Source organism: Massilia sp. YIM B02443 (genome assembly GCF_030411955.1).
Lineage (GTDB): Bacteria > Pseudomonadota > Gammaproteobacteria > Burkholderiales > Burkholderiaceae_D > Telluria.
Genome location: NZ_JASNRA010000018.1, coordinates 42005 through 68869 on the forward strand (window position 1 = coordinate 42005; position 26865 = coordinate 68869).

At 62.1% G+C, this 26865-nt stretch carries 31 protein-coding genes and 1 pseudogene; 5 read left to right on the forward strand and 27 right to left on the reverse strand.

Going from position 1 to position 26865, the window contains the following annotated elements; genetic code table 11:
* Window position 1: 1 nt before the first annotated feature.
* The 24 genes from QPK27_RS18020 to QPK27_RS18135 form a co-directional block, all read right to left on the reverse strand.
* Window positions 2-1381 carry a rhodanese-like domain-containing protein gene (locus QPK27_RS18020; RefSeq protein ID WP_273161515.1) on the reverse strand — a complete coding sequence of 460 codons (1380 nt, stop codon included), beginning with the start codon at window positions 1379-1381 and terminating at the stop codon, window positions 2-4.
* Window positions 1382-1712: 331 nt separating this feature from the next.
* Window positions 1713-3446, reverse strand: a complete 1734-nt coding sequence (locus tag QPK27_RS18025) for a bifunctional UDP-sugar hydrolase/5'-nucleotidase (RefSeq protein ID WP_273161516.1) — start codon at window positions 3444-3446, stop codon at window positions 1713-1715.
* Window positions 3447-3615: 169 nt separating this feature from the next.
* Window positions 3616-4038 carry a DsrE family protein gene (locus tag QPK27_RS18030; RefSeq protein ID WP_273161517.1) on the reverse strand — a complete coding sequence of 141 codons (423 nt, stop codon included), beginning with the start codon at window positions 4036-4038 and terminating at the stop codon, window positions 3616-3618.
* 27 nt (window positions 4039-4065) lie between these two features.
* A complete protein-coding gene (locus tag QPK27_RS18035) occupies window positions 4066-5064 on the reverse strand; it encodes an MBL fold metallo-hydrolase (RefSeq protein ID WP_273161518.1) in 999 nt (332 codons plus the stop codon).
* A 43-nt stretch (window positions 5065-5107) separates the two neighbouring features.
* On the reverse strand, window positions 5108-5614 hold the full coding sequence (locus tag QPK27_RS18040; RefSeq protein WP_273161519.1) for a heme-binding protein: 507 nt from the start codon (window positions 5612-5614) through the stop codon (window positions 5108-5110).
* Window positions 5611-6108, reverse strand: a complete 498-nt coding sequence (locus QPK27_RS18045) for a thioredoxin (RefSeq protein WP_273161520.1) — start codon at window positions 6106-6108, stop codon at window positions 5611-5613. The genes QPK27_RS18040 and QPK27_RS18045 overlap by 4 nt, the downstream gene beginning before the upstream one ends.
* 13 nt (window positions 6109-6121) lie before the next feature.
* Window positions 6122-6724 carry a rhodanese-like domain-containing protein gene (locus QPK27_RS18050; RefSeq protein WP_273161521.1) on the reverse strand — a complete coding sequence of 201 codons (603 nt, stop codon included), beginning with the start codon at window positions 6722-6724 and terminating at the stop codon, window positions 6122-6124.
* A 10-nt stretch (window positions 6725-6734) separates the two neighbouring features.
* Complete coding sequence (gene soxB / locus QPK27_RS18055; protein WP_273161525.1) at window positions 6735-8447, reverse strand: thiosulfohydrolase SoxB; 1713 nt, start codon at window positions 8445-8447, stop codon at window positions 6735-6737.
* A gap of 60 nt (window positions 8448-8507) precedes the next feature.
* Complete coding sequence (gene soxX / locus QPK27_RS18060; RefSeq protein WP_273161522.1) at window positions 8508-9128, reverse strand: sulfur oxidation c-type cytochrome SoxX; 621 nt, start codon at window positions 9126-9128, stop codon at window positions 8508-8510.
* A 9-nt stretch (window positions 9129-9137) separates the two neighbouring features.
* Window positions 9138-9935 carry a sulfur oxidation c-type cytochrome SoxA gene (gene soxA, locus QPK27_RS18065; protein ID WP_027868018.1) on the reverse strand — a complete coding sequence of 266 codons (798 nt, stop codon included), beginning with the start codon at window positions 9933-9935 and terminating at the stop codon, window positions 9138-9140.
* Between the two features lie 84 nt (window positions 9936-10019).
* Window positions 10020-10331, reverse strand: a complete 312-nt coding sequence (soxZ, locus tag QPK27_RS18070; RefSeq protein ID WP_027868017.1) for a thiosulfate oxidation carrier complex protein SoxZ — start codon at window positions 10329-10331, stop codon at window positions 10020-10022.
* Window positions 10332-10359: 28 nt separating this feature from the next.
* Window positions 10360-10821 carry a thiosulfate oxidation carrier protein SoxY gene (gene soxY / locus QPK27_RS18075; protein WP_027868016.1) on the reverse strand — a complete coding sequence of 154 codons (462 nt, stop codon included), beginning with the start codon at window positions 10819-10821 and terminating at the stop codon, window positions 10360-10362.
* A 50-nt stretch (window positions 10822-10871) separates the two neighbouring features.
* Window positions 10872-11306, reverse strand: a complete 435-nt coding sequence (locus QPK27_RS18080) for a pseudoazurin (protein WP_027868015.1) — start codon at window positions 11304-11306, stop codon at window positions 10872-10874.
* Between the two features lie 54 nt (window positions 11307-11360).
* Window positions 11361-12434 (reverse strand): c-type cytochrome, encoded by a 1074-nt coding sequence (locus tag QPK27_RS18085; protein WP_027868014.1) that lies wholly within the window; start codon window positions 12432-12434, stop codon window positions 11361-11363.
* Complete coding sequence (gene soxC, locus QPK27_RS18090; RefSeq protein ID WP_027868013.1) at window positions 12418-13767, reverse strand: sulfite dehydrogenase; 1350 nt, start codon at window positions 13765-13767, stop codon at window positions 12418-12420. Before soxC ends, QPK27_RS18085 begins: the two co-directional genes overlap by 17 nt.
* A 127-nt stretch (window positions 13768-13894) precedes the next feature.
* On the reverse strand, window positions 13895-14233 hold the full coding sequence (locus tag QPK27_RS18095; protein WP_084416620.1) for a helix-turn-helix transcriptional regulator: 339 nt from the start codon (window positions 14231-14233) through the stop codon (window positions 13895-13897).
* 172 nt (window positions 14234-14405) lie between these two features.
* Window positions 14406-14975 (reverse strand): DUF302 domain-containing protein, encoded by a 570-nt coding sequence (locus QPK27_RS18100; RefSeq protein ID WP_027868012.1) that lies wholly within the window; start codon window positions 14973-14975, stop codon window positions 14406-14408.
* A gap of 234 nt (window positions 14976-15209) precedes the next feature.
* The gene (ccsB, locus tag QPK27_RS18105; protein ID WP_290419603.1) at window positions 15210-16484 is read right to left on the reverse strand and encodes a c-type cytochrome biogenesis protein CcsB; all 1275 of its coding nucleotides are present in this window, start codon (window positions 16482-16484) and stop codon (window positions 15210-15212) included.
* Between the two features lie 164 nt (window positions 16485-16648).
* Window positions 16649-17278, reverse strand: a complete 630-nt coding sequence (locus tag QPK27_RS18110) for a bifunctional 2-polyprenyl-6-hydroxyphenol methylase/3-demethylubiquinol 3-O-methyltransferase UbiG (RefSeq protein ID WP_027868010.1) — start codon at window positions 17276-17278, stop codon at window positions 16649-16651.
* 109 nt (window positions 17279-17387) lie between these two features.
* Window positions 17388-18086, reverse strand: coding sequence for an MBL fold metallo-hydrolase (locus QPK27_RS18115; RefSeq protein ID WP_027868009.1), 699 nt, complete (start codon window positions 18084-18086; stop codon window positions 17388-17390).
* Window positions 18087-18131: 45 nt separating this feature from the next.
* Window positions 18132-18938 carry a sulfite exporter TauE/SafE family protein gene (locus QPK27_RS18120; RefSeq protein WP_027868008.1) on the reverse strand — a complete coding sequence of 269 codons (807 nt, stop codon included), beginning with the start codon at window positions 18936-18938 and terminating at the stop codon, window positions 18132-18134.
* A gap of 27 nt (window positions 18939-18965) precedes the next feature.
* Window positions 18966-19403, reverse strand: a complete 438-nt coding sequence (locus QPK27_RS18125) for a YeeE/YedE family protein (protein WP_027868007.1) — start codon at window positions 19401-19403, stop codon at window positions 18966-18968.
* Between the two features lie 12 nt (window positions 19404-19415).
* Window positions 19416-19847, reverse strand: a complete 432-nt coding sequence (locus QPK27_RS18130; protein ID WP_027868006.1) for a YeeE/YedE family protein — start codon at window positions 19845-19847, stop codon at window positions 19416-19418.
* Complete coding sequence (locus QPK27_RS18135; RefSeq protein WP_051306780.1) at window positions 19844-20203, reverse strand: helix-turn-helix transcriptional regulator; 360 nt, start codon at window positions 20201-20203, stop codon at window positions 19844-19846. The genes QPK27_RS18130 and QPK27_RS18135 overlap by 4 nt, the downstream gene beginning before the upstream one ends.
* Window positions 20204-20489: 286 nt before the next feature.
* Between QPK27_RS18135 and QPK27_RS18140 the strand changes: the two are divergent.
* Window positions 20490-21627: pseudogene (locus QPK27_RS18140) on the forward strand (TIGR01244 family sulfur transferase); the annotation flags it as partial.
* 102 nt (window positions 21628-21729) lie between these two features.
* On the opposite strand, the gene QPK27_RS25520 reads toward QPK27_RS18140, so the two are convergent.
* The 3 genes from QPK27_RS25520 to QPK27_RS18150 all read right to left on the reverse strand — a co-directional run bounded on the left by QPK27_RS25520 (window position 21730) and on the right by QPK27_RS18150 (window position 23993).
* Entirely contained in the window at window positions 21730-21906 is a 177-nt protein-coding gene (locus QPK27_RS25520) for a Tn3 family transposase (protein WP_136223706.1), read from the reverse strand.
* A gap of 25 nt (window positions 21907-21931) precedes the next feature.
* Window positions 21932-22759: an IS5 family transposase gene (locus QPK27_RS18145; protein WP_027868003.1), complete on the reverse strand. Its 828-nt coding sequence runs from the start codon at window positions 22757-22759 to the stop codon at window positions 21932-21934.
* A 217-nt stretch (window positions 22760-22976) separates the two neighbouring features.
* Complete coding sequence (locus QPK27_RS18150) at window positions 22977-23993, reverse strand: YeiH family protein (RefSeq protein ID WP_075791083.1); 1017 nt, start codon at window positions 23991-23993, stop codon at window positions 22977-22979.
* A gap of 106 nt (window positions 23994-24099) precedes the next feature.
* Between QPK27_RS18150 and QPK27_RS18155 the strand changes: the two genes are divergently transcribed.
* The 4 genes from QPK27_RS18155 to QPK27_RS18170 all read left to right on the forward strand — a co-directional run bounded on the left by QPK27_RS18155 (window position 24100) and on the right by QPK27_RS18170 (window position 26862).
* Window positions 24100-25023: a LysR family transcriptional regulator gene (locus tag QPK27_RS18155; protein WP_036216428.1), complete on the forward strand. Its 924-nt coding sequence runs from the start codon at window positions 24100-24102 to the stop codon at window positions 25021-25023.
* Window positions 25024-25104: 81 nt separating this feature from the next.
* Complete coding sequence (locus QPK27_RS18160) at window positions 25105-25533, forward strand: nuclear transport factor 2 family protein (RefSeq protein ID WP_091874566.1); 429 nt, start codon at window positions 25105-25107, stop codon at window positions 25531-25533.
* A gap of 28 nt (window positions 25534-25561) precedes the next feature.
* On the forward strand, window positions 25562-26068 hold the full coding sequence (locus QPK27_RS18165; protein WP_075791081.1) for an RNA polymerase sigma factor: 507 nt from the start codon (window positions 25562-25564) through the stop codon (window positions 26066-26068).
* The gene (locus tag QPK27_RS18170) at window positions 26065-26862 is read left to right on the forward strand and encodes an anti-sigma factor (RefSeq protein WP_075791080.1); all 798 of its coding nucleotides are present in this window, start codon (window positions 26065-26067) and stop codon (window positions 26860-26862) included. Before QPK27_RS18165 ends, QPK27_RS18170 begins: the two co-directional genes overlap by 4 nt.
* The last annotated feature ends 3 nt before the right edge of the window (window positions 26863-26865 follow it).

Sequence of the window (26865 nt, forward strand, 5' to 3'; positions counted from 1 at the left end):
GTTATTCGACCTGATTCCTGTTTAATGGCAGTCCGAGCTTGTCCCATGCCGTTATACCGCCAAGCATGTTAAAGACGTTCGTATACTCGTTACGCCGAAGGATACTGACCGCAAGCCCGGAGCGATGCCCCACGCTGCAGTGGGCGACGATCCGGCGATCCTTGGGAATCGCGGGAAGGTTTTCTTCGAGATGGCCCACGAAGCTATGGTGCGCGCCCGGTATGTGTTTCTCCTTCCACTCCATGTCGTCGCGCACGTCCAGGATAGTCAGGTCCCCTTCCTCGTTCCAGCGCGCAGCCTCGCTGGCGCTCGTCGTGCCCGATGCTTCGATGGGCAGGCCCGCTTCGCGCCATGCCTCGACCCCGTTCACAAGCACTCCCTCGACGCGGTCGAGGCCGATGCGTGCAAGCTGTGCGATTGCTACAGGCGCCTTGGAGGGATGTTCCACGATCAGGAAGATCGGTGTCTGTTCGTCTGCGAGCCAGCCGCCGAAGGTGGACAGCCCCTCCAGCCATACGTTGTACGAGCCCGGAATGTGTGCGCCTGCGAAGGCATCAGGCGATCGGGTATCGATCACTACCCCGTCCCTGGCGCGCTCCTGGAATGCCTTTGGCAACAGCACGCGATCGGCGGGGGATGAGGGCACGGGCCGTCCTGCCTCCAGGTTGACCACTTCCATGTGCGAGAAATACGGTGGCCGCGGCAGATGTTCACCGTCCTTCTGCGCCATGAATTCCGCGCGGGTTTTCTTGAATACAGGATTGGTCGCACGTTCGATGCCCAGCGTTGACTCGTCGCGCTCGGAAATGTTCCCCCCACATGCAGATCCCGCGCCGTGCGCCGGCAAGAGGATCGCCTGGTCACCAAGCGGTGCCAGTTTCTGGTGCACCGAATCGTAGAGCAGTCCCGCATTTTCTGCGGTTTTTTCCGGGTCCGAAAGGTCAGTCCTTCCGGTATCACCCACGAACAGGGCATCTCCGGTAAACACGCCCCAGCACTGGTCGCCGGCGTCATTGGGATAGACCGCATAGGACATGCTCTCGGGCGTGTGTCCTGGGGTAGCCAGCGCGACGAAGCGCGTCGTTCCCACCGTGAATTCCTCGCCATCCGCTACCTGCACATCGACGCGGCCGAACAGGGGATGTTTGCCCGCCAGAATCTTGGCGCCGGTGAGTTCTGCCAGGCTTGCGGACCCGAACTCGAAATCCTCTTGGCGATGCGTTTCGATGCAATAGGCAATGCTCAAGTCATTGTCGCGTGCCAGTTGCAGATACTCTGCCACGTCCCGCCGCGGATCGACGACCACTGCAAGCCCGTTGCCGCATCCGAGCACATAGGCGTTGTGGCCTAATCCCTGCGTTTTAACCCGTTGAAAAAACATGTTCCGCTCCTTTCGTTGAGTCAGTCATGCCTGCGGGACGGCTGTGATTGCCGTCCTTACTGTCGCACAATGCGCTGCCGAGCAGCGCACATGTTGCGATGCGCAGGGCCTCCGTGCGTGTGGAATCGTTCGCCGTCGCCGATGCGCACGAGTCTCAAATCGGGCTCCATATAACCGTGCAGATCACTGATCTGCAAGATGGCCGGGCAGTGCTTCGTCGTTATCTTCATGGGCCCTTGACCTAGTGTCGCCACCCAGGATTAGCTGCACGTTAACGGGCGCGAGCGGGAAATGGTCGTGCCGCCAGATTTTCCCTGCCGCCCTCTGGTGCTTACCGGGCGACGGCGCCGAGCGGCTGTACCTCGACGATACCGTGGTGCGCGGCCGGAAGCGGCTTGACCAAGCGGATGCGGTCCAGCTCCAGCCCGCCTTTCGTCAGGCTCTTCCCCGGCAAAGAGTCGAGGTACATCTTCACGACGTCGGTGCCGTCCAGCGGTGCGCCCTTCTCGTCCTTTACCACCACGACCCCTTTGGCCGGCAGCCTGTTGACGAGGGCCGGAATCTCCTTGTACCAAAGTCCGGCCACGGTATAGGTCGCGTCCATGCGCATCGGCTTGCCATTGATGCGCATATTGCTCACACGCGAACCCTGCGGCGCCTGCGGGTTGAAATCCGCCGTCAGTCCGCTGATGCCCGCGGTCCAGCCATTGATCCATTCACCGGACCGGGCCTGCGTGTTCTGGGGATTGCCCTCGAGTGCTTTCTTGATCTGGATCCCGGTCAGCTCGCCGCGTGCGATCTGGGCTCCCATCGGCAGGAAGTGGTACAGATCCTCGAGCTTGATCGGCCCGGGCGCTACCGCCGTGCCATAGCGAAAGCCCGTGATCATGCCGAGCTGCGCCCCGCTCTGCCGGCGGAAGGCATCGGTCAGGAAGTCGTGCGACGAACCCTCGATCACCGCCGGCATGCGCTCGTTGCTGAAGTTACTGCGGTGCAGCGGTACTTCCGTCTGTCCGACCACGGTGTCGATCGGGTAGCGCAGCAAGGCGCCGCTGAACGGGTTGGCAATGGCGCCCGGTTTGAACGCAGGGCCGCTGACCAGCGGCGCCCGCACCTGCGCGACCATGGCGGCAATACGCTTGTCTTCGGCCAGCTGCTCCGTGATCCTGTGCGACACGTAGCGCCTGTCGGCGACCACGCCCTTGTGCACGCGCACCTGCAGTTCGCCCACCACCTGGCCGTCCATGCCCTGTTCCACGATCAGGGTGCCATTGCGGGACACTACCGGCTTCGGCGTGATCTCATGCTTGTCCGACGAAAGGATCACATCGACGCCAGGAATGGCATCGGCCAGCGTCAGGTTGCCGTGCAGGCCCAGCTCCGAGATAACGACGAGCAGGTCGACATCCTGCGCGCGCACTTGTTGTACGTACTTCGCATATTCTTCCTTGCCATCGGTGAAACGCAGGCCTGCCGTGACCTTCTGGTCACCCGCCTGCGGGCCGCGGTCCGAAGTAAAGCCTATGATGCCAACCCGAAGGCCGCCGACCTGCTTGATGAGGTAAGGAGGAGCTACGGTCTGTCCATTCTTTGCTTTCAGACCGGGATAGTTATCGTAGTACAGGTTCGCGATCACCGGGTTCCAGCGCGCTTTCGGGTTTGGACCGGTAAAGTACGACAGGAATTTGTCTGCCCCGTAGACATAATCCCAGTTGCCGGGCGCATAGGCGTCGAAGCGGAAGGCGTTGAGCACCTCGATCATCGCTTCCCCCTTGGTGAACAGTGCTTCGGCCCCGCCATGCAAGGTGTCGCCTGTATTGACCAGTAAGGTCTTTTCGGGATTGGCGTGGCGGATCTGTTCCACCAGCGTGTAGATGCGCGCAACGCCGCCTTCCGTCTTGCCCGCCGCGTCGCTGCGCACGCTTGCGTGTGGCACCAGGTGGCCGTGAAGGTCGCCCATGTGGATCAGGGTTACCTCGCCCGTACGGTCCGAGGCGCTCGCCTGCGCTCCCATGCCGAAGACCAGGCCCGCGAGGGCAAACGTCGCTGCTTTATGCAATTTCATTCGAAGCTCCTTGAGTGGCACTGCCCCGCGCAACGGTCAATGAGGACCTGCGCTGGAGCGCTGCCCAATCGTAAGCGGCCGCGATTAAGGCAGCGTTATCGGCAGTACGGATATGCCGGCAACGCAGTCCTGCACTGGGCAGTGTCCACTACCATGGAGGCGGCGGGCTTCAAGGCTTGATGTAGGCGTACCCCTCCTGTGACTGCAGTCGCGCCACTTCCGCAACACCGGACGGCACCACGGTCGCTTCCGGAAGCACCCGCTTGCGATCGATCTTGCGCCCCTCGAGGGTGTTATTGCATACCCGGAACTGGACCTTGCGGTTCGCGAGTTCCTGGACCACCGCGTCGTAGGGATTGCCGTTCTTGTCCTTGGCGTCCTCGAGCAGGAAGTCGATCCCGGCGCCATGGGTGACCACGACGATGCTGGCGTTCGGACTGGCGTTCAAGTGGTTACGGATATTGCCGAGCGCCTGCATGGCGTTGCTCGCGTCGCTGATGTGGTACACGACTTTCTCAGGCCGCCCAGCGGCGCCGGCGCTCACGGCAAGGCTCAGGAACAGCATGGCAGCGATTACACGGAACAGTTTCATATCGTCTCCTTTGATTGGTAAGCGGCGTTACTTCTGCTGCAGGCTCTCCCGCTCCATGAGCAGGAAGGTCCCGTAGGCGTTGATGCGGTTGGCCTGCGCAAATGCAGGATAGCCTGCGTACGCGCTCCAGTCGACCTTCGCATAGGCTTCGTCGAAGGTCGCCAGCTCCGCGACCGCCTCGCCCATCACCTTGCGCAGGAAAATCAGGTAGGAGCGAGTCAGCGCGAGGTCCTTGCCCGGATCGCGCGACACATCGCCGTGGCCGGGCACTACCACGGCCGGGGCCAGCGCCAGCATGCGCTCGAGTGCGCCCAGCCACACGCGGCTGTCGGCATCGCCCACGAAGGGCAGCCGCCCGGTGAAGAACAGGTCGCCCGCGAAGAGCAAGCGGTCTTCGACGACGGCCAACATGATGTCGTCCGGTGCATGGGCGCCGCTGGTGTCGATCACTTGGAAGTGCAGTCCGCCCATCTCAAACGCGATCGGCTTGCCTCGCGGGAAAGAGAGCCAGCGGTCCGCCGGCAGCAGGCGCGTGCGGCCATCGACCCACGGCTTGAGAGCTTCTTTGCGCTGCGCCAGGCGCAGTGCGGCCGTGTCCGAGGCCAGGTAGGCGCGGCCCTGCTCGTGCGCCCAGATCTCGGCACCCGCCGCCTTGAATGCCTGCAGTCCGTAGAAATGATCAGCATGGTAGTGGCTAACGATGACGCGGCGGATCGGCTGTTTCGTCACGCCGCGAATGGCCAGCACCATCGCCTCGCCCAGGGCCGGCGTGCCGAGCGCGTCGAAGACGACCACGCCATCCCCGGTAACCACGAAACCGGCGTTCGACATGAAGCCGGCGTTGGCGTTGTCGGCCATGCCGGAGTGCCCCCTGAACATGTACGCGTGTGCGCTGACCTTGATGGGCTGCAGCACCGGAAGCGGCGCCGCGGCGGCGCCGGCCGCCAGCCAGGACACGGCGGACAACACCAGCAGGAGGCGCCACACCCTGTGCGGGAGTGCCGCCGCGATACGAATCGACTGCATGTTCAGGTCCTTCTGCGCACGGTGGCGCATGTCAAGAAACGGGTCAGAAATTCAGGTCCTCGGCCACCGCCGCGATTCCCGCGCGTGCGCAGGTGTCGTCGGCGGCGCCACCAGGAGCGCCGGAGACGCCAATCGCGCCCACCAATGCACCGTTGGCCTCGACGGGAATGCCGCCGCCGACGGCCAGCACGCGGCGGATGTGCCGGATCCCGCTGGCCTCGGCGCCCTCCTTGGTGGACAGCGCGAGCGCCGTGGTGCCCATCTTGAAACTGGCTGCGGTCCAGGCCTTGTCGGCCGCTGCGTCCACCGTATGGCTTCCCGCCAGGCGGTCGCGAAGCACTACCTGCACTTGGCCGCCGCGGTCGGCCACCGCCACCGCCACCTGGTAGCCGGCCTGGCGGCATGCAGCCAGCGCGGCCTGGGCCATGCGCAGGGCCAGTTCGGGACTCATCAGGGTGACGGTGTAGGTGGCAGGCGCAGGCGCCTGCGCCGCGGCGGAGCCGGCGTTCAGCGCCAGCAGCAGCACGCCGCCGAGGATGCGCAGTCTCATTCGGTTCTCCTGTTTTTGGATGCGGCCAGCGCGCGGCGCGCGCCGGCCAAGGCTTCGTCGAGATAGGCGCCGTACATGCCGGCGACGTCCCCGCCCTCGAGCACAGGCACCAGCAGTTTGCCGTGGCCGTCGAGTATGGCCACGCTGGGCGCCACCCGGATACCGTAGCGCGACGCCAATGCTTTGCCGCTGCTGGCCTGCTTATCGAAGCCGCGCAATGGCGCGGTCGACGCCAAGCCGGCTTCGCGTATGATCGGACGCTGGCCCGGCACACCTTCCCGGGACAGAGGCAGAAGGTAGTTGCGCCGCACTGTTTCGCAGTAGCTGCAGTCAGGCAGCGAGAACAGAATCACGAGCGGTACGCGGCGCTGGGCGGCATCGTGGCCGTCTGCGGCCAGATCGCCCGAGGCAGGTAAAGCCGTGTGCTGTGCTGACGCGCCACTACCGGCCACGCACGCCGCCAGCAGCGCCGTGTGCACAATGGCGCGCAGCACAACCCCTGCACGCTCAGTAGGCCGGGAAGTAAGCACGCGTCTTGCCCAAGTCGTAGGACCACGGCAGGCCGGCGTTTTTCCAGCCGTTCAGGATCCGCTGGCCACGCTTCTCACCCGATGCCACGGCGTCTCCTTCGAAGCCGTCGACGACCGTGTACACCGATGTGTAGCCCAGTTGGCTCAGCAGGTTGGCCGCGCGTGCGCTGCGGTCGCCCGAGCGGCAGATCACGAGCACGGGAGCATCCTTGCCGAGTCCGGCCGTTTGCAGCCGGCGCGCCAGTTCCGGGCCGAAGTCGCTGTTGACATCGAGCTTGAAACGGCCGGCCTTGTCGTCCCATGGGGCGTCCTCCGGGTGTTCGACATAGGGAATATTGGCATCCACCACGGTCGGCAGGCCGACGTAGGCGACTTCGTAGCGGGTCCGCACGTCGACGAAATAGGCGCGCGGGCCCAGCTCGCGCTTCATCGCGTAGGCCTCGCGTGCATCGAGGTAGCGCCCCGCGATGGTCTGCTTGTTCTTCGGCACCGCACTCGCCTCGACCGCCCAGGCGTGCGCGCAGGCCAACAATGCCAGCGCGGCCGCCAGTGCCCTGATCTTCCGGATTATCGTCGCCATCCTCGCCTCCTCAGGCCATGATGCCTGGATTGCCCTGCACGCCAACTAGGCGCGGCGTATTCAGCTTGCGCGGCTTGACGACTTTCTCCGAACGCAGCCATTGCGCCACCACGTCCCACACCGGCTCGCCGGAAGCGCCTTCCGCCACCGGCGCCCAGCCGGCCACCTTGTAGGTCTTCCCCGCTTCGAGCAGCTTTCCGCCCAGCCGCATGTCGCTGATGCGCGAGCCCATCGGCGCCGTGGGATCCATCGCGTAGCTCATCCCGCCCACCCTCACCATGTCGCCGCCCTGCTGGTAGTAGGGATCGGGGTTGAACAGGTTGTCGGCCACGTCCTCCAGCACGGTCTTGATGGTTGCGCCTGTCATCGCGGTGAGCGTGGAATGCGAGTACGTCGTGGCGGTCTGGTCCATCAGGTGTTCCATCAGGATCGGGCTGTCGGGCAGCAGCGTGGTGCCCCAGCGGAAGCCAGGGGAGAACGCCATATCCGCACCCTTGACCGCCATCAGCGCATCGATAATCAACTGATCGAAGGTGCCGTTGAAGTTGCCGCGCCGGTAGAGCGTGCCTTCGGTGACCGCCAGCTTTTCGTTCAGACGGGCTTCATATGGCTTGCGGACCTTTGCTATCAGGGCAGCCATCTCGCGGTCGGCCGGTAGGAAATTGGAAAACACCGGCAGCAGACGGTACTGGAACGCCTGCACCTTGCCGCCGCGCACATCGAAGTCGAGCACACCCAGGAACTTGCCGTTGCTGCCGGCGTTCGTCACCAGGGTCTTGCCGCCGCCATTGCTGACGATGACCGGCACCGGAATGCCATCGTGCGTATGCCCGCCCATGATGGCGTCGATGCCGCGCACGCGCGAGGCCATCTTCAGGTCGACGTCCATCCCGTTGTGGGACAGCACGACCACCGCTTTCGCGCCCTTGGCCCGGGCCTCGTCCACCATCTTCTGCATGTTTTCTTCCTGGATGCCGAAGCTCCAGTCGGGAACCATGTAGCGCGGGTTGGCGATCGGGGTGTACGGGAAGGCCTGGCCGATGATGGCCACCGGCACGCCGTTCATTTCCTTGATCACGTAGGGCGGGAATACGGGATCGCCGAAGTCGTTGGTCTTGACGTTCTGGGCCACGAAATCGACCTTGCCCTTGAAGTCCTTGCCAACGATTTCCTGTACCCGCTTGTCGCCAAGCGTCATTTCCCAGTGCGCGGTCATGACGTCGACGCCCAGCAGCAGGCCGGCGTCGACCATGTCCTGACCTTTGGTCCAGAGCGCCGTGCCGGAGCCCTGCCAGGTGTCGCCGCCATCGAGCAGCAGCGCGCCGGGGCGCTCGGCCTTCATCTTCTTGACGAGGGTGGCCAAGTGGGCGAAGCCGCCGACCTTGCCGTAGGTGCGCGCCGCCCGTTCGAAGTCGAGTGCCGTGAAGGCATGTGCCTGCGGCGTGTGGGGCGCGAGCCCGCTTTCCTTGAGCAGGGCTTCGCCGACCAGGTGCGGCATGCGCCCCGCCGCCGGCCCGAGTCCGATGTTGACGCTCGGCTCGCGAAAATAGACCGGCATCAGCTGCGCGTGGCAGTCGGTGAAGTGCAGGAAGTGGACGTTGCCGAAGCGCGGCAGGTCGTACAGCGCGCCAGGGGACGGCGCCGCCATGGCGCCGCGCGTGCCGAGCAGCATGCCGCCGGCGGCGGCAATCCCGAGCAGTTGCGCGAATTCGCGCCGATTCATACCCATGCTATGTCCTTGATACTGTTGGCCGGCTGGCATCCGGATGCCACCCGGCGTGGTTCACTGGTTGACGGGCGAGGCCGGATCCATCAGCAATGCCATCACATCCTTGAGCTGGGCCTCGGTCAGGATGCCGCTGTGGCCGAAACGCGGCATGTTGGAGCAGGCCGTAAACGCCTGTGCGTTATAGATTTTTCCCCAGGTGTACTTGAGCATCTCGTCGCTGCTGCCGCGGATCTTGCCGTAGTTGTAGAGGCTCGGCCCGATATTCCCGAACGAGATTTCCTGCTTCGAAATCTGGTGGCAGGCGTAGCAGTTGCCGCCGTTGATGCCGCCGACCTTGTCGGACGACTGCATGCCGCGTCCGTTCTGGGCGACCTTCTCGCCCTCTTTCCAGTCGCCCAGGTACTTGCCGTCGGCGGGCTGGCGGATGTTCTTCATCTGCGTGGCTTCGATCCGTGCCGCGACCTCGGCCGGGCGCTCCTGCGGATACTGGCTGCATAGCTGCTGGGCTTCGTCCTGGGTGATGACGCGCTCCAGCGTCGCCGGCCCCTTCGAACGGAAGTCCTGCTTCAGCAAAGCGAGCGCGGCCTGCCGGTAATCGGGCTCGGCTGCGACGGTTGCGCAGCCGGCGGCAGCGGCTCCCAGCACGACCATCAGCGTGGTTTTCAGTGGTGTCATGCTGGCCTCCTATCGTTTCAGTGCCGGACCGGCGTACACGCCGCCGTCTGCGTTTTTCGCAAGGAACATCGTGATCGCGGTGATCGCCTCGGATGCGTACATCGGCTCCGGAAAACGCTGCTGCCGGAAGCAGTCGTTCAGGCGGTGCTGCATGGTGCGTACCTCGCCTTGGGAAACGCGATAGGCAGGCCAGGTGGTGTAAGCCGCCTGAGCATTCGCCTTCTCTAGGATGTTCGGCAGTTCCTGGAGCCGGATGCGCTGGCCCGAGGCCGAATGGCAGGTGGCGCAAGCGAAGTCGTGTGCGCCCCCACGATAGAAGAACAGCTGCTTGCCCGTCTCGTATGCCTGCTTTTCCTTCGGATGCCTGGTCGACACCGCCATCGTGGCGCCGCGCGACTCGGCCGTGATGTAGGCGACGAGCGCTTCGATATCCGACTTCTTGCCGGACGCGCCGAAATGCTGCTTGGTGGCCTCGGCTTTACTGAGTCCCTGCAGGGTCATGCGGCAATGCAGCAAGCGTTGTTCGAGATCCATGACCTTGTCGACGTCCTGGAAGTAGCGCGGCAGTTCGGCATACGCGCCCTTGAGCACGCCCGGCCCTTTGCCGAAGTCACATCGCTCGAGCGAAGCATTCTTCGGACCTGCTTTCTTCTTCCACAATTCCTCACCGCTCATTTCCCACAGCTCGGCGGGGTTGCCGTCGGCTAGCATCTGGCGGTATTTGGCGATCTCGTCGGTTGCCGACGATTGCGCCAACGCCGCGGCGCATATGGCCAGCAGCGGCACTGCGACGAAACCGGAACGCATCCTGGTCATGGCTGTCTCCTTTGAATATGTCTGTGCGGTCTGGCGCCGCGCATGCCTGCGCCCCAGTCCGGGGCGGCTCGTGCTTCAGCTGATGGTGCCTTCGTCGGTCCGGGTGTCGCCGGCGCTGTCGGTCCAGGTCACGCTGACCTTGTCGCCCTTGGCGGCGCCCTTGAACTTGAATGCCAGGAACGGGTCCTTCGACACAGAGGGACCGAAGTTCGCATCCAGCACGACCTTGTCCTTGACTTTCGCCACAAGCGTCTTGATGTAGTGGGCCGGAATCACTTTGCCGGACGCGTCCTTGCGTTGTCCGGTCTCCATGTCATGCCGCATCAAGACCTTCACCTCGACCGTGTCGCCAGCAAGGCTGGCGCGAATACGCATTGGGTCTGCCATGTTCTTTCCTTTCAATGAGCTTGATTGATCAGCCGCCGCAGCCGCCGAGCGTGACCTTGATTTCCTTGCTGGCGACCAGCCATTTTCCGTCGGCGCGCACCAGCGCGTGCACGTTCGAGGTTGCTCCCATCTTGACCCGGGTGGTCACGGCCGCTTCGGTGCCCGCCGGGATATTGAAGCTGGCCGACATGGTGCTCGGATTCTTTTCCACCAGGACCGCCATAAAGTCGGTATTCGGTGCCTTGCTGGCGATCGATACCGGCACCACGGCGCCGTTTTCGGCGATGTCCGGTCCGGTAATCGACACGTCGGTGCTGACCGTGAACTTGTCGCCGCCCAGTTCCTTAACCGCCGCCTCGAGGCTCTTGGCGTCGAAGACCTTCTGGCTCCATTCGGCCGCGAACACGTCGGCCGGTTTCAGCACCCCCGCGGCGAACGCGGCCCCCAGGATCGCGCTGATGCGCATGACATTGCGTCGCTGTTGATTCATACCATCCTCCAATTGTTGAAAACGCTATGCTGCCGGAGCGGCATGCATGCTCACTTCACCTGCGCCATGTACTTGTCGAGGCGATCCTTGCTCATGACGAAGGACTTCGACAAAGCATCCGCCCCCTTCTTCGCCTCCGCCAGATTGACCGGCTTGCCGACCTGGATCACCCCGGCCATGGCCATCATCTTGTGCGGCTCGCACACGTAGACGTAGACACCTTCCTGGTCGAGCTTGACCGAGATTTCCTCGTCCGGCTTGCCTTTCCACGCGGCGGCGCCGGGCGGCGTGACGACCGAGGCGCTGTTGTGCGACGCATCGACCTTGATGAACTTGACGGTGTCGCCCTTGGCGACCTTCAGGAAACCCGGCTCGAAGACCATGGTGCCGTCCTTGCCGGTATTGAGCATCTTGACCTGGTGGTCGGCGGCCATCGCGCCTGCGCAGGCGAGCGATAGGATGAGTCCGGTTACGACATGTTTCATATTGCTACATCTCCGTTAAGTATTGTTAACGGTACGGCTTGCGGCCGTACCGGTTTATTGCGGGGCCAGGATCCAGCCCACCAGCACCTTCAGGTCTTCTTCCTTCACGTGGGCCTGGGGAGGCATCGGGACCGGCCCCCAAGCGCCGCTGCTGCCTTGCCTGATCCTTTCGGCGAGCCGCGCGGGCGCAGCGGCATCGTCCTTGTATTTGGCGCGCACCGCGGCGAAGCTCGGGCCCATGACCTTGTTGTCGATACCGTGGCAAGCCAGGCAGGCGTTCCCCTGCAGCAGGGCGGTCGGCACGGAGCCGGCCGCGGCCTTGGCCGGTGCCGCCGGCGCTGTCACTGCTGCCGGCAACGCAGCTGCACTGGCGGCAGCGCGGGTGGCTGGCGCGGGACGGGTGGTATCGACGCCGCGGGTGGCGCCGAAGCCGCGGGTCTGCAAGGCCAGGTTGCCGTGGGCATTGCGCGCCGCTTCGGGCAGGGCCGACCGGGGCGCCGGATCGACCGGGCAGTTCTTCATGCAGGCCACGCTGCGCACGTCGGGCTTGCCCTTGACATCCCACATCCCGTGCTTCGTCACCATGCCATTGCGGTTAGGTATGCGCGCCTGGGCCTGCGCCATCGTTTTATCGGACAGCACGAAGTCCTCGGGAATGATCTCGCCCATGTTCAGCATGTAGGCGGTCACCGCGTAGACTTCGTCGGTGGTGAGCGACTTCGGAGCGGTCCAGGGCATTGCGCGGTTGATGTAGTCCCAGAGCGTCGAGACGGTGGCGACTTTCATCAGGGTGGTTTTCTGCGGCTGGCGGCCGTTGGCGAGCGCGGCCACCCGGCCGGTCTTGACGTCTTCGGCCGTCGTACCGCCGACCAGCGGCGTGAATACCTCATTCGATTCGCCGAAAGTGCCGTGGCAGGACGCGCATTTGCCTTCCCACACGACCTGGCCGGCCGCCACGGTGCCGGAACCTTTCGGCAAACCCTTGAAGTCGGGCCGCACGTCGATATCCCATGCCGCGACTTCACTGGGCGTCGCTGGGCGCCCAGGCAAGGCCTGGGGGCCGGCGAACACGGCCGCTGTCGCGACCGCCAGCAGCGCACCCGCCGCGAGCTCAATAGACCTGGACATTCGACACCTCCCCCGATTGCGCCACTTGCCAGGACTGGATCGCATTGTTGTGATAGATCGAGCGCGTGCCGCGCACCGCGCGCAGCTCGTTGATCTTTGGCTGGACGTAGCCGGTATCGTCGATTGCCCGCGATTGCAGGATGGTCGGCGCGCCGTTCCATTCCCAGTCGATGTTGAAGCGGGTCAGGCATTTGTCCAGCACCGGTGTTTCCAGCCGTGCCGTGCGCCAGTTGCGTCCGCCGTCGACCGAGACGTCGACCCGCTTGACCTTGCCCCGTCCGGACCAGGCCAGACCCGTAATGTTGTAGAAGCCGGTGTCCAGCAGGCGCTGGCCGGCCGACGGCGTGGTGATCACCGATTTGCACTCCTGGATCGAGGTGTACTGGCGGTAACTGCCGTCGGGCATGGCGTCCATGTAATGGATCGCCTCGTCCTTCGTCGCGTAGGGCTGGTCGCCAACCTCGATCCGGCGCAGCCACTTGACCCAGGAAACGCCCTGGATGCCGGGCACGACCAAGCGCAGCGGGTAGCCGTTCTCCGGACGCAGCATTTCGCCGTTCATGGCCCAGGCGACGATGACGTCGTCGAGCGCCCTGTCGATGGGGATTGTGCGCGTCATCGACGAACCGTCCGCGCCTTCGGCCAGCACGACCTTGGCCTTGCGCTTGTCGTAGCCGCAGTCTTCCAGCAGCACCGACAGCGGCACGCCGGTGAACTCGCTGCAACTGAGCATGCCGTGCGAATACTGCACCGACGGGACGGCCACGTTGCCCCACTCCATGGCGGTATTCGCCCCGCATTCGATGAAATGCATGCGCGACACCGAGGGCATGCGCATCAGGTCATCCATCGTATAGACCTTCGCCTGCCTGACCAGTCCATTGATCATGAAGCGATGCTTGCTCGGATCGATGTCGTGCCATCCCTGGTGGTGGCGTTCGAAGTGCAGACCGGAGGGCGTGATGATCCCGAACAGGCCCTGCAAGGGAGTAAAGGCCACGGAAGCCGCCGACACGCGGGTCAGCCCCGGGGATTCCCGGCGCTGCAGGTTGACCTCGAACTGGGACGGCATCCCGTAAGGCGCCGAGGCCACCGGCTTGCCCAGCGTGCGCGCATGTTCGGGCAGCGTCAGGATATTCAGGTCGCCCTCGCCTGCCTGGGCCAGGACTCCACCACTTGCCATTGCCGCACTGGCTGCGAGAAAGCTGCGGCGCAGAAATCCACGTCGCTCCTCGTTTAGGCCGTGCGCGCTGATGTCATTGATTAGAGAGTGCTCGACAAAATTTTCTGGCGCCTTCACTACACGGCCGAACTTGCGAATCGGGTTACCCATCTACTCCATCCTTACGATGAACAATAAAATTACCGCATGATCATATGCCTATATGAGCATATGATCATATGATCATATGATCATATAGAAGCTGAGCGCCTTCTACTTCGTCTTACCCGACAACTTATTAGCTTCCTGTCATGAAATTTTCGAGCGCTGCCTGGTCTATCTGGCGGCTTTTCTTCACCTTTTCTGCCATGTGATTGCACACGGTGCGGCACAAGGCGATGGTGTTCTGGTCTTCGATTCGGTAGTACACCTGCGCGCCGTCCTTGCGGCGCCCCAGGATGCGGGCACGGTATAGCATGTTCAGCTGGCGCGAGACGTTTGCCTGGGTTGCCCCAAGTTGCGTCACGATTGCCCCAACCGAACGCTCGCCATTACACAGGGCGTGGAGGATCTTCAAGCGTGTTGGTTCCGAGAGCAGGCTAAAGTAGTTCGAGACTTGTTCGAATACTTCTGCCATCTCCTCCTTGTCGAGATCCACATCCATCGATTCAGTGCGCTGTGAAGTTATAAGCTTATGTGTTTATAAGCATATAACCATTAAGATCGATGTACAGCAAGATATTTCGATGCTGCAAAGCGGCATGCAGTGGCTTGTCGTGGTCCATACCACTATCGCTAACACAAGAGGCTTAGAATTCTCCGTTCGCAGCGCGATCAAGCATCTTCAGCATAGTTGCACGCACCTGCGTGACTCTCGTACGGAGATCGGGTGGCATAGGCCTCCCCAGTTTGATCAGGATGTCCATGTTCATCGCGTAGATCCAGAGGCCGTCGTGCTGCTCTACAACGGAAATCCGGCAGGGAAGGAACGCGGCCATCGCCGGACTGAAGTCGACAATCGCACGTGCAGTATCAGGATCGCAGTACGAGTAGACTTTCAGGAACCTCTGCGCCCGCCCGGAGCGCAGCGCCAGTTCGTTTGAAAGAAACAATTCGCCGACTGGTCGGAGGTTGTCTTCTGCTGCGACACTGGTGAACGCTTCTTCGATCTCCTGGATCGACACGCCAGGAGCGACCTTGCGCGACCAGGTGGCTGCCACAGCGGCATCGCCGCCGGCGTGTACCCACTTGCCAAACACCGTGGCAGCTTCGTGTCCGGCGCCCGGCTCGGTGCGCGCAAGGACGCCCAGGGTATTGCAGCCCGAAATCGTAGCTGCAAACGAAATGACGAGAGTGATATGGCGAATGGAAGGATGCATGAGGTTGTTTCAGCCGGGAATCGTGCCAGCAGCATATTCTTCAGGCAATTCCTGCGCAAGTAATTTGCATGGCTCCATCCGCGAACGCGACCTTGCTGGACATCGACACAGGCATACCCAAGCATGGCCCCTCATCACCATTTACTGTGATCGTGGCTGTCGCGCCTGAGCTTGCGCCAGCTTGTTCCTGCCCCCGGGGACATGCCTACCCCATGCGAAAACCGCTACCGTTCGTCACAGTTCTCCATACGAGTGCAGGCCCGACAGGAACATATTCACGCCGATGAAGGCAAAGGTCGTCACCAGCAGGCCCACCACCGACCACCAGGCGGCGACGCGGCCGCGCAGCCCGTTCATCAGGCGCAGGTGCAGCCAGGCCGCGTAGTTGAGCCAGACGATCAGGGCCCAGGTTTCCTTCGGGTCCCAGGACCAGTAGCCGCCCCAGGCCTCCGCCGCCCACAGCGCGCCCAGGATAGTGGCGACGGTGAAGAAAGCGAAGCCGACCGAGATCGACTTGTACATCACGTCGTCCAGCACTTCCAGGCTGGGGAGGCGGTCGGCCAGGATGCCGTGGGATTTCAGCAGGTAGGCACAGCCGACCATCGCGGCCAGAGCGAAGGTGCCGTAGCCGATGAAGTTGGCCGGCACGTGGATCTTCATCCACCAGCTCTGCAGCGCCGGCACCAGGGGCTGGATTTGGGCGGCATCGCGCGACACCGTGTACCAGAGTAGAAAGACGACCGCTGCCGCGATGATCAATAGGACGAAGGCGCCCAACTGGAGCGTGGCGTNCGGCACCAGGGGCTGGATTTGGGCGGCATCGCGCGACACCGTGTACCAGAGTAGAAAGACGACCGCTGCCGCGATGATCAATAGGACGAAGGCGCCCAACTGGAGCGTGGCGTAGCGCTCCTCGTAATACAGGTGGAACAGCGCGGTGATCAGCGCGAATAGGATGAACACTTCGTACAGGTTCGACACCGGAATGTGGCCGACGTCCGCACCCATCAGGTAGGACTCGAACCAGCGCACCGCCATGCCGGTGAAACCCAGGACCACGGCGGCCCAGCACAGGCGGGAGCCGAGCGCACTGCTTGCGTGCGAGCGTGCCAGCATGCCGATCCAGTAGAACACGGTCGAGAACACGAACAGCACGCTCATCCAGAGGATCGCCGACTGGCTCGACAGCATGTATTTCAGGAAGAAATTTTGTTCTGCCGCTGCCAGTGAACCGTCGTAGAGCGACACGGCCCACAAGGACAAGAGCGCAGACAGCGGGAACAGCCAGCGTACCGGCTTCCAGTGCCAGCCGAGCGCGGCCAGCGTCGGCGCGGTCAGCAACAGGATCGCGCGCTCGTAGCCATCCATGAAAGCGGCATAACGGTTCAGCGTGAACAGCGCAGCGGCCAGCAGGCCGGCGCCAAACATCCAGTCAAAGCCCGTCAGACGACGAAAATAGCCGGGTGCCACCTTGTAGGCGGCGCCCGGATTCGGTTGGGATGCTTCCATGCTTGTCTCCATCAATCATTGTTATAATTGCGCCTTGTTGGCGCACACTAGCGAGTGCTTCTCGATGTCGGCCTTCCTAAGCAGGGACTTCGCCGCCACCGAAAGCGCGACAATTCACGCGGCTCAGCACAGACTCCGCCGCCGGCAAGACCACCGCCTGGCGATTACACGGCTTTTCTCGCGACCAGGCCGACGAGTGCCGAACGCCCTGCGTGTTGCGTTCCTTCGTCAAGATTTGCCTCGTATTCCCGCAACTCGACAATGTCCAGAGCACCGAGTTCCGTGCCCAGCATTTCCTCGGTATAAAGATTCTCCAACACCCCAGGACCGCCTGTCTTGTATTCGAGCTGCTTGGGCGTATATCCCTGCAAAATCAGGATGCCGCCCGGCTTCAGCGTGGCGATGATGTTTTCGAACAAGCGAGCCCGCAGTGCCGGGTCGGCAAACTGAACGAAGATCGCAGCGACCATGTCGTAATATGCCGGCTTCCAGCTCCAGGCATCGCAATCGGCAATGTGGAAGTCCACCGCCACCTGCGCATCGCTGGCAAGCAGCCTTGCCTTGCCGACGGCCACTGACGAGACATCGAAGGCGTCCACGCTCAGGCCCTGGCGGGCGAGCCAGACGCTGTTACGCCCCTCCCCGTCTGCGACCGCCAGCACCCGCATCCCCGGCCGGAGCATGTGCCGCTGGCTGGCCAGGTAGTCGTTGGGCGCCGTCCCAAAAAGGAATTCAGGTGTGCCGTAGCGCTGGTCCCACAGGCTTGCCGCCGTTGCCGCTGTATCGTCCGTCATCGCATTCCTTGTCGTTCAGCAGGCTCGCCGCAGTCTGACCTGTCATGTACTGTTCATCATCCGGGATGTGCAGCGCTCACCCGGCCGTGAGGGGCGAACGCTGCATGCGTCAGACGCTATGCGGCAAACCCAGGTTCTGGTTCGCCGGCACGGCGACGTCGATCCGTTTCGGTTTTGGCAGGTTCAACTCGCCCATCAACTGGACGAACTCGTCGCGGCTGCGGTTGGACAGCCGCGCGTTGTGCTGCTTCTCCCAACCGATCGTCGATACCACCTGCCCCTTGTAGTCGTGCCCCGGCCACATCAACATGTCGTCTGGAAGCGAAAACAGCTTTTTCGTCACGCTGTCGAACAAGGCGTCGGCGCTGCCGCTCTGGAAATCGGTACGGCCGCACCCGTTGATCAAAAGGGTGTCGCCGGTGAACACGTTGTTGCGCCACACATAGCTCATGCTTCCTCCGGTATGGCCGGGTGTATGCAAGACCAGGATTTCTTCGCTGCCGAAGCGAAGCACATCGCCGTCCTTCAACTGGATGTCGGCAGGCGGGATACCGCAGCCGCTCGGGACCGCCGCCTTTGCGCCGGTCAGCTCGCGCAGTTTGCCGGCCGACGTGACGTGATCCGCATGCGCGTGTGTCTCGAGGACGTAGGCCAACTTCAGGTCGAGGCGCCGCAGGTGCGCCAGGTCGCGCTCCCAGTGCTCGTCGACAGGGTCGATCAACACAGCCTCGGCACCAGCCTGGGTCGCGAGAATATAGGTAAAGGTCGAAGACTCGGGGTCAAACAGCTGAATTGGTCTGAGATTCATGGCAGTTCTCCTTGAATAGGATGAGCGCCGCATGGGCGGCTAGAATTATCGGTACAGCACCTTGGCGATCATGCCCACCGCGACGAGTGCCGACACAGCGGCAAAACCGATCTGCAACTGCGGACCGGCGAGCCGGTCCGATACAATGCGGCCGCCCAGCATGCCGGCCAGCGCCCCTGCGGCAAACGGCAGGGCCACCGCCCAAGTCATCGAGCCGGCAAACGCACTTGATGCTACGCCAGTCACCGACACCAGGGCGATCACCGCCAGCGAAGTCGCCACGGTCGATTGCATATCCAGATTGGTATACCGCTGCAGCGCAGGCACCATCACGAAGCCGCCGCCAACACCGAGCAGGCCGGACAGCAAGCCCGCGACCGTGCCGGACAGGGCGAGCGAACGCGCGCAACGCGCAGTCCAGACAAAGCGGCCTGTGCCGCTGTCACGCATACATGGCTGCTCGAGGTCGTCGGCACTGTCCTGGCGGACGGCCTGCTTACTGGTGGCACGCCGGAATGTCTTAAACGCCACAAACAACAGGACCAGTGCGAACAGTACGCTGAGCCAGCGATTGTCGATACGGTGCGCAAGCCACAAGCCGACTGGCGACAATAGCATCCCTGTCGCCGAGATCAGGACGGCGGCCCGGTAGCGTACGATCCCGGCTTTTAAACCCAGGATGGCGCCGAGGGCCGCAGCCATGCCGACCGCCAGCAGGCCAATCGGACCGGCCTGGGCAACCCCCATCTGCATGCCAAAGACGAGCAGCGGCACCGCGAGAATGCCGCCGCCGGCACCAGTGAGCGCAAGCACCACGCCAACCACTAGACCAAGCCCCAGACTGATCAGCATGACGTTGCCCTCACCGTGGCGTTGCGGTTACGCACGCTGCTTGCTTGGGGCAGCTGGCAGGCGCTCCAGCAGCTCGAAGATCGCCATCCCGGCCAGCAGTGCGCCGGTAAAGATGAGCGGCTTCTCACCACCGCCGACCAGCGACACCAGCGCCGGCCCCGGGCAATAGCCCGCCAGGCCCCAGCCCACCCCAAAGGTCAGGCCGCCGAAGACCAGGCGCCGGTCGATCTGCGTGGCGGTTGGCAAGCGCATGGCATCGCCGAGCAGCGACTTTTGGCGTCCGGCGGCAAAATGGAAGGCGATCAGGCCGACTGCAATCGCTCCGCCCATGACGAATGCCAGCGAAGGATCCCAATTGCCGGCCAGGTCGAGGAAGTTCAGGACTTTCGCCGGGTCGGCCATGCCCGACACAAGCAGACCGATACCGAAGACAAGCCCGACGATCAATGCCATTACGATTTGCATGAAAAATTCTCCTTAAACCATTAGGTGACGCACGACATACACGGTGACGAATCCGGCCAGCATGAAGCTCGCCGTGGCGACCAGGGAACGCGGCGAACGCCGCGACAGGCCACATACGCCGTGGCCGCTTGTGCACCCTGCCCCATAGCGCGTGCCTAGGCCGACCAGCAATCCGGCGACGACCAGCGTTCCGGTGCCGGCCTCGATGCGGGCCTCCGGCAGGGTGGCAAACATCCCGTACACCAAAGGTGCACCGAGCAGTCCCCCAAGAAACGCGACACGCCAGGCGATGTCGCCCCGAAGTGGTCGCAGCAAGCCGCCGAGCACGCCGCTGATGCCAGCAATCCGCCCGTTGAACAGTACAAACAGTGCGGCCGATAGACCGATCAGCAAGCCGCCGAACAGCGACGCCCACGGCGTGAACTCGCTCCAGTTGATGGTCATGATTTACTCTCCTTAAGCGTTTTACAGTACAGCTCGTATAGAACTTCCATCACTGCCATCGCGTCCTTGCTCGCGATGGTGTAATAGATCTGCTTGCCCTCCCGGCGTGTATTGACCAGCTGCTCATCACGCAGCACGCCAAGCTGTTGCGAGAGCGTCGGTTGGCGAATGCCGGTCAAGGCTTCGAGCTCGCTGACACAGAACTCCCCTTGGGTCATCTGGCAAAGCAGCAGCAGGCGGTCGGGATTGCCCAGCGCCTTCAACAGGCCGCAAGCCTGCTCCGCGGCGCGGCGCATCGATTCGATATCGATGCCGTCGGCAGGACACAGCCCTTTTTCTTCATCCGTTGTCAGCATCCTACTCACCATTCAAAATACATTTTCATAGTATATCGTGTATCGAACTATTTTCAAGTATATTGTCACTTGTGTCGGCGATCGGCGACATTGTGTGTGCGTGCCGGATCGGGAGTCAGGCGTATGCTTAGAAATGTCACCTGAATTGCTGCAGGCGAGGAATTGTTAACACGACAATTTTTGACCTTCCTTGATCCGCATGGCCGGGCAGCGGCGCTCCTTCTGGCGGCTGTCAGCTCGTAAGCACAGTTGGTCAGACGGAAAAATCAACCATCCAGGAGATCCCATGAAATTCAAGCAGCTCAGCCCGGACCTCGCGGTCTCGCAACAGGTTCAACTTGAGGACATCCCCGCCTTGGCACAAGACGGTTTTCGTTCAATTATCTGCAACCGGCCGGATGGCGAAGGACCAGACCAGCCTGCGTTCAGCCAGATCGAGCAGGAGGCTGCACGGTTCGGCATAGAAGCAAGGTATCTTCCTGCGGCACCTGACAATGTCACCGACACCCATGCGGCCGCGTTCAAGCTACTGATGGCCGAATTGCCAAAGCCGGTACTCGGCTATTGCCGCACCGGGCGGCGCTCGACGTCGATGTGGGCGCTTTCCCGTGCAGGGGAGGAATCACCCGCCAAGTTGCTGGAGGCGGCCTCGCAGGCCGGCTACGATCTCGGCGCACTCGCGCCACGCCTTGAAAAAAAATAACCCGGAGGTAGACATGTCCGCATCACATGAGGTGCTCATCGTCGGCGGCGGCGCGGCCGGTATCGCAGTGGGGGCCAGTCTGCAAGCGCGGCTGCCCGGCATCGACATCGCCATCATCGAACCTGCCACCACCCACTTTTACCAGCCTGGCTGGACCATGGTCGGGGCTGGGATTTTCAAGGCCGGCGATACCGCGCACGACATGGCTTCGGTCATGCCGCGCGGAGTTCGCTGGATCAAGGCCGCGGCTGCCGAGTTCGCACCGGAACGCAACGCAGTGGTACTTGCCGACGGCAGCGAGGTGGCTTACCGCAGCCTCGTGGTCTGCCCGGGCTTGAAGCTCGACTGGCAAGGCATCGAGGGCCTGGCCGATGCGCTTGGCCGCAATGGCGTCACGTCGAACTACCGCTTCGACCTGGCGCCCTATACCTGGGAACTGGTCCAGCAGTTGCGGCGCGGCCGCTTCCTGTTCACCCAACCCGCCATGCCAATCAAGTGCGCAGGAGCGCCCCAGAAAGCGATGTATCTGTCGGCGGACCACTGGAAACGTACAGGTGTGCTTGACGAAATCGATATCGACTTCTGCTCCGCCGGCGCAGTGCTGTTCGGTGTCGCGGACTATGTGCCGGCACTCATGGAATACGTGCAGGCCTACGGAATCGGGCTCAACTTCGGCGAGAACCTGACCGCGATCGACGGCGAAAGCAAGCGGGCTACTTGGGGAGAATAGGGAAAACGGAAAAAATCGGGCGCTAAGCCCTGTTACCGATTCTTGAAGTCCGCAGCGGCCGATATTTTTCTCATCAACCTTCTTGCTCTTCCTTCAAATGTAATATCCGGTCCCGTAGATGTGCTCCCAGGCCAACGAGGACACGAAACTGCAGCATACTGGCGTCGGGGAGCTGCCAGGACCGCGCGCAACCTGTGTCGCCCGCTCCAGAAACACCGCATGCCAAAGAACGATGGCGCCCGTCACCAGGTTTAAGCCGCGGTCGCACATATCACCTAAGAGACGGTTTAATAACTCACCGGAAACGCATCCGGTGCAGTAATGAAGAGCCGAGCGCGATGAAAATCATCGCTTCCGACACATCAAGGCGCTGCTCGTAGTCCCGGACAAGACGGCGATAGCGCATCAGCCATGCAAACGTGCGCTCGACGACCCAGCGTCGCGGTTGTACCTGAAAGCCGTCCTGGCCCTGTAAGCCACGTACGACTTCGACGGTAAAGTCGAGATAGGCTGCCTTGTCGAGCAAGGTGCGTCGGTCGTAAGCCGCATCGCCGAACAGATGCTTGACCCATGGCCAACGCTTGACTAAAGCATCGAGGACCGATTGCGCACCTGTTGAATCGGCGATGTCGGCAGGCGTCAGATTCACTGCCAGCAGTCGCCCGTCGGTATCGACCGCGATATGTCGTTTGCGGCCGCTGATCTTCTTGTGTGCGTCGTAGCCGCGCTCACGTGCGCCTGGTGCCTTGACGGACTGGCTGTCGACGATGCCGGCCGAGGGGACGACTTCGCGCTGTTCGCACATTCGGTCCAGCATCAATGCCAGATCGTGGATCGTTCGGAAGAGGAAGCGTCGCACTAGCCGACGGAACCAGTAATACACCGTTTGATAGGGAGGAAAATCGTTTGGCAACATGCGCCATTCGCAGCCCGAACGGACCAGATAACGAAGTGCATTGATCACCTGGCGAAGTTCCGTCCTGCGGGGGCGACCAGTACGAGCAGCGCCCGGCAGTAATGGCTCGATGAGTTTCCATTCCTGATCACTCACATCAGTAGGATAACCCTTGCGCTCCTTGGGAACCCGGACCTTATGCCGTGTTCGTTGCTCTGCTGTCCACATGGCGTACTCCTATCGAAGAGGACCATTTGGACATCATAGTTGCTTCCGAGTTTTCAAACCGTCTCTAAGCGATGAATCAAGACCGCTCTGGCAAGCGCATTGCGCGACTGCTTGCCAAGCGTATCAGACTGTAACTTTCTGCAATACCACCAAGTTTCTCGTATTAAAAAAATACAGATCCTCGATTTCTAACGGTAGCCGCTAATCGGGCAGTGCTTCAAACGATGCCGAGCATTTTTATCAGGAAAAAACTGATGACTGCCAACGCCAGCAGCGACAACACGACAACTGCGGCGACCCGGCAACCGGCCCGCATGACTGAGCGCGCATCGACGCCGAGTCCGAGTGCGGCCATCGACATAATGGTGAGGAAATTCGCCGTCACGTGCATCGGCGCAATTGCCGCCTCTGGAATGGCGCCGAACGAGCGCAAGGTCAGCAGTAGCAAAAAGCCGACGATGAACCACGGGACCATATGCGACAGCGCAGGACGACGACCACCTTCGCGCCGACCAATCAGCGACAGTACCAGCACGACTGGGCCCAGCATCAGCACCCGCACCAGTTTCACCAGGGTGCCGATGTGGACGCTGCTAAGCGATATCGATGAGGTCGCGGCCAGCACCTGGGGCACCGCGTAGACGGTCAGCCCGGCAAAGACACCGAACTGCGTTGGTGAAAACGACAACAGTGACACCATTAGCGGCAGCACCAGCACCACGACAACGCCAAGCACGGCAGTGAAGGCGATCGCCGCAGCGACGTCCTTTCCATCCGCATCGATAACCGGGGCCACCGCGGCAATGGCAGAGTTACCGCAAATCGAATTGCCGCAGGCAATCAAGATGGCCATCTTGCGCGGCAGACCAAAAGCACGGCCAAGGGCAAAGCTGAGCGCAATCGCGATGGCGACCACTGCCGCGATGCCGCTCATCAGACCGATGCCGTTTTCGAGCAGCGCACCGGCGCTGACCGAAGCGCCCAGCAGCACGACCGCGATTTCCAGCAATAATTTCGCACCGACTTGGATGCCGTCTTCGAAGCGAGTATCGAGCCGATGCACCGTCCGCACGGCGGTGCCTAGAAGAATGGCCAGCACCAGGCTTTCGAGCCATGCGTGGCCAAATAAAGCGCTTTCGATGTTTTCCATTGCGTAAGCTATCGCAGTAACCACAGCGCAAAGTGCCAAGCCTGGCAGCGCGTTGCGAACGAGTTTTAGTGGTTGCTTGACCATTTGCCGCTCCTGATTCTCGAATTCAATAGAACGATTATCAAGTCGACAGATTGTTATGTCCATCTTACAATATCGAATATATCGTTCAATAGAATTGAACAATCAGATGACACTAGAACAATTGCGGATTTTTGTTGAAGTCGCCGAGCGACAGCATTTGACCCAGGCCGCCGCAGTGTTGGCGCTCACCCCTTCAGCGGTAAGTGCTTCGATCAAGGTGCTGGAAGAACGCTATGGTACTGCCCTATTCAATCGCGTCGGCCGCGGCATCGAGATCAGCGAAGCGGGCCGTATTTTCCTGATAGAAGCACGCCGCACGATCGCCAGCGCGCGCGCCGCCGAACTGACATTGGCCGAGCTGGGTGGAATGAAACGTGGCACGCTGACCATTCATGCGAGTCAGACTATCGCCAGCTATTGGCTACCCGAGTACCTCGTGCAATTTCGCCAAGCGCATCCGGCGATCGCACTGAGCGTGACCATCGATAACACCCATAATGTCGCCCAAGCAGTGCTTCAGGGGGGCGCCGACCTTGGCTTTGTCGAGGGCGCCATCGACGAGCCGACACTATCGGTCGATGCCATCGCATCCGACCAGATCGTCGCTGTAGTCGCAGCGCACCATCCATGGGCTTCAGGGAGGAGGCTGCTGCACGCGGATCTTCTTGAGGCACAGTGGATCTTGCGCGAAAAGGGGTCCGGCACGCGCTCGGCGCTCGAGTGCGCACTTCAGGCGATGCATGTCGACTTCGATGCACTCGATATCGCACTCACATTGCCGTCCAACGAAGCGGTCCGCTCCGCTGTGATGGCCGGCAAGTTCGCCACCGCCATGTCGGAACTGGTAGTAGCCTCGCATCTGCGGGCAGGTTTGCTGGCGAAAGCAAACATCGACTTGCCGGAGCGCGCGTTCTACATGTTGCGCCATCCCGAACGGTACAAGACAAAGGCATCTCTGGCGCTGGAAGCGATGATCCGCCTCTCCCAAATAGCGCGCGACGAAACGCCTGCGAAAATTAATTTGAAATAGATGGAATAAATCATCCGCAGATCCGTTCACCTCGATAACACCGGTTTTTTCCGTCCGACTGACCCAACCAGGGAGAATTTCATGAAACAAGCGACCTTCGCCGTCATCCTCGCTATCGCTTCGATCGGCAGCGCTGTCGCCAGCCCGATGAGCGATGCCGCGCAGATTCACTTTAGCGCCATTGGCGCCGGTGACACGTCCGTCATCATGCGTGGCTATGCCGACAACGCCCAGCTGACATGGGTCGGCGGGCCGCTTGACGGCATGTACGCCGGTTCCGATGCCATTCGCGCCACCTGGGAAAAGTTCGGCAAGGCTGTCGGGCCGGCGCGCGTGACTGTGCTTGCTCTGGAGGAATCGGCGAACCCAAAGGGTGCGACGATCGTCGCCAAGGTGCAGTTCGAAGGCAAGGCACAGGTCAATGTGCGCTATGTGCTGACCTACCGCGATGGCAAGCTGGTCAACGAAACCTGGCAGATCGATCCGAAACTGACCGCAGCAGCTTATTGATTAATCGACCGATACTCCAGTGACATCCATGCCCAATTCGCGCGACCAGCTGCTGGCCTGCATTCCCCGTCTGCGCCGCTATGCGCGGGCATTGGTCGGCGATCGGGCCGGCGCCGACGACCTGGTGCAGGACACGGTCGAGCGCGGATGGGGGAGACTGGCGTCATGGGAGGGTGGTAGCGATATGCGCGCATGGTTGTTCAGCATCATGCACAACCTGCGTATCGACCAGGCGCGGCGGCCTTCAGTGCCGACGGAAGCGCTCAACGAGGAGACATCGATGGCACTAGCACCTGGCAGTCCTTCAAGCGGACTCGAACTGCGCGACATGGAAACGGCCTTGCGTGCGCTGCCAGAGGAACAGCGTGAAATCCTGCTGCTGGTGGCCTTGGAAGAAATGAGTTACGACGACGTCGCGCAAACGCTCAAGATTCCCATCGGTACGGTCATGTCGCGCCTGTCGCGCGCGCGTGAAAAAATGCGCGCGAATATGGAAGGGAGAGCGTACATCGCACCCTTGAAGGTGGTCAAATGAATACCCTACCCATCACGGAAGCCGACTTGCACGCCTTCGTCGACGGCAAGCTGCCTGCCGCGCGCCGACTCGAGGTCGACGCCTATCTGGCGCAGCGCCCGGAAGAGGCGGAGCGGCTGCGCGCCTATACAGCGCAAAACGATGAACTGCGCGCGCTTTTCAATCCCGTGCTCGACGAAGCGGTGCCGGAGCGCTTAAGCGCAGCGCGACCGCGCCAGTGGCAATGGCAGCGGCTGGTAGCCGGTCTTGCCATCGCCCTGTTCAGCGGCACGACAGGGTGGCTGCTGCATGGCCAGCAGGCAGGCGAGATTCAGTACGCCCAAGGTGATTCCATGCAGGCCAGGCCGGCGCTGTACGTTGCCGGCTTGGCCCATCAGGCCGCAATCGCCCACGTTGTCTATAGCCCGGATGTCAAGCGGCCGGTGGAAATCGGGGCTGACCAGGAAGAGCAGCTAGTGGCATGGCTGTCCAAACGCCTCGGCACGGCAATTCGGCCACCCCGGCTGGGCAAACTCGGCTACGAGCTGATCGGTGGTCGCCTGCTCCCTGGCGCCCAAGGCGCGGTGGCGCAGTTCATGTACCACGACGCGACCGGGCAGCGCCTCACCTTGTACGTGTCGACCGACCAGGCGCACAACAAGGACACAGGTTTTCGCTTCGCCCAGGAGGGACCGGTGAATGTGTTTTATTGGATCGACGGCAAATTCGGCTATGCGCTGTCGGCTGGAATTAACAAGGCCGAACTGGCGCGCGTTGCCACCGCCGTGTACGACCAACTGGAGAAACCGTCATGACCT

Coding starts and splice junctions, on each gene's coding strand:
- soxX (WP_273161522.1), bottom strand. CDS start 9,128: ATGACACCACTGAAAACCACGCTGATGGTCGTGCTGGGAGCCGCTGCC.
- QPK27_RS18030 (WP_273161517.1), bottom strand. CDS start 4,038: ATGAAACTGTTCCGTGTAATCGCTGCCATGCTGTTCCTGAGCCTTGCC.
- QPK27_RS18170 (WP_075791080.1), top strand. CDS start 26,065: ATGAATACCCTACCCATCACGGAAGCCGACTTGCACGCCTTCGTCGAC.
- QPK27_RS18080 (WP_027868015.1), bottom strand. CDS start 11,306: ATGAAACATGTCGTAACCGGACTCATCCTATCGCTCGCCTGCGCAGGC.
- QPK27_RS18125 (WP_027868007.1), bottom strand. CDS start 19,403: ATGCAAATCGTAATGGCATTGATCGTCGGGCTTGTCTTCGGTATCGGT.
- QPK27_RS18135 (WP_051306780.1), bottom strand. CDS start 20,203: ATGCTGACAACGGATGAAGAAAAAGGGCTGTGTCCTGCCGACGGCATC.
- QPK27_RS18100 (WP_027868012.1), bottom strand. CDS start 14,975: ATGCATCCTTCCATTCGCCATATCACTCTCGTCATTTCGTTTGCAGCT.
- QPK27_RS18020 (WP_273161515.1), bottom strand. CDS start 1,381: ATGTTTTTTCAACGGGTTAAAACGCAGGGATTAGGCCACAACGCCTAT.
- QPK27_RS18120 (WP_027868008.1), bottom strand. CDS start 18,938: ATGCTGATCAGTCTGGGGCTTGGTCTAGTGGTTGGCGTGGTGCTTGCG.
- soxB (WP_273161525.1), bottom strand. CDS start 8,447: ATGAATCGGCGCGAATTCGCGCAACTGCTCGGGATTGCCGCCGCCGGC.
- QPK27_RS18115 (WP_027868009.1), bottom strand. CDS start 18,086: ATGAATCTCAGACCAATTCAGCTGTTTGACCCCGAGTCTTCGACCTTT.
- QPK27_RS18035 (WP_273161518.1), bottom strand. CDS start 5,064: ATGCAGTCGATTCGTATCGCGGCGGCACTCCCGCACAGGGTGTGGCGC.
- QPK27_RS18150 (WP_075791083.1), bottom strand. CDS start 23,993: ATGGTCAAGCAACCACTAAAACTCGTTCGCAACGCGCTGCCAGGCTTG.
- QPK27_RS18130 (WP_027868006.1), bottom strand. CDS start 19,847: ATGACCATCAACTGGAGCGAGTTCACGCCGTGGGCGTCGCTGTTCGGC.
- soxA (WP_027868018.1), bottom strand. CDS start 9,935: ATGCGTTCCGGTTTCGTCGCAGTGCCGCTGCTGGCCATATGCGCCGCG.
- soxY (WP_027868016.1), bottom strand. CDS start 10,821: ATGAATCAACAGCGACGCAATGTCATGCGCATCAGCGCGATCCTGGGG.
- QPK27_RS18165 (WP_075791081.1), top strand. CDS start 25,562: ATGCCCAATTCGCGCGACCAGCTGCTGGCCTGCATTCCCCGTCTGCGC.
- QPK27_RS18085 (WP_027868014.1), bottom strand. CDS start 12,434: ATGTCCAGGTCTATTGAGCTCGCGGCGGGTGCGCTGCTGGCGGTCGCG.
- QPK27_RS18025 (WP_273161516.1), bottom strand. CDS start 3,446: ATGAAATTGCATAAAGCAGCGACGTTTGCCCTCGCGGGCCTGGTCTTC.
- QPK27_RS18155 (WP_036216428.1), top strand. CDS start 24,100: ATGACACTAGAACAATTGCGGATTTTTGTTGAAGTCGCCGAGCGACAG.
- QPK27_RS18095 (WP_084416620.1), bottom strand. CDS start 14,233: ATGGCAGAAGTATTCGAACAAGTCTCGAACTACTTTAGCCTGCTCTCG.
- soxZ (WP_027868017.1), bottom strand. CDS start 10,331: ATGGCAGACCCAATGCGTATTCGCGCCAGCCTTGCTGGCGACACGGTC.
- QPK27_RS18110 (WP_027868010.1), bottom strand. CDS start 17,278: ATGACGGACGATACAGCGGCAACGGCGGCAAGCCTGTGGGACCAGCGC.
- QPK27_RS25520 (WP_136223706.1), bottom strand. CDS start 21,906: ATGTGCGACCGCGGCTTAAACCTGGTGACGGGCGCCATCGTTCTTTGG.
- QPK27_RS18145 (WP_027868003.1), bottom strand. CDS start 22,759: ATGTGGACAGCAGAGCAACGAACACGGCATAAGGTCCGGGTTCCCAAG.
- QPK27_RS18050 (WP_273161521.1), bottom strand. CDS start 6,724: ATGGCGACGATAATCCGGAAGATCAGGGCACTGGCGGCCGCGCTGGCA.
- soxC (WP_027868013.1), bottom strand. CDS start 13,767: ATGGGTAACCCGATTCGCAAGTTCGGCCGTGTAGTGAAGGCGCCAGAA.
- QPK27_RS18040 (WP_273161519.1), bottom strand. CDS start 5,614: ATGAGACTGCGCATCCTCGGCGGCGTGCTGCTGCTGGCGCTGAACGCC.
- QPK27_RS18160 (WP_091874566.1), top strand. CDS start 25,105: ATGAAACAAGCGACCTTCGCCGTCATCCTCGCTATCGCTTCGATCGGC.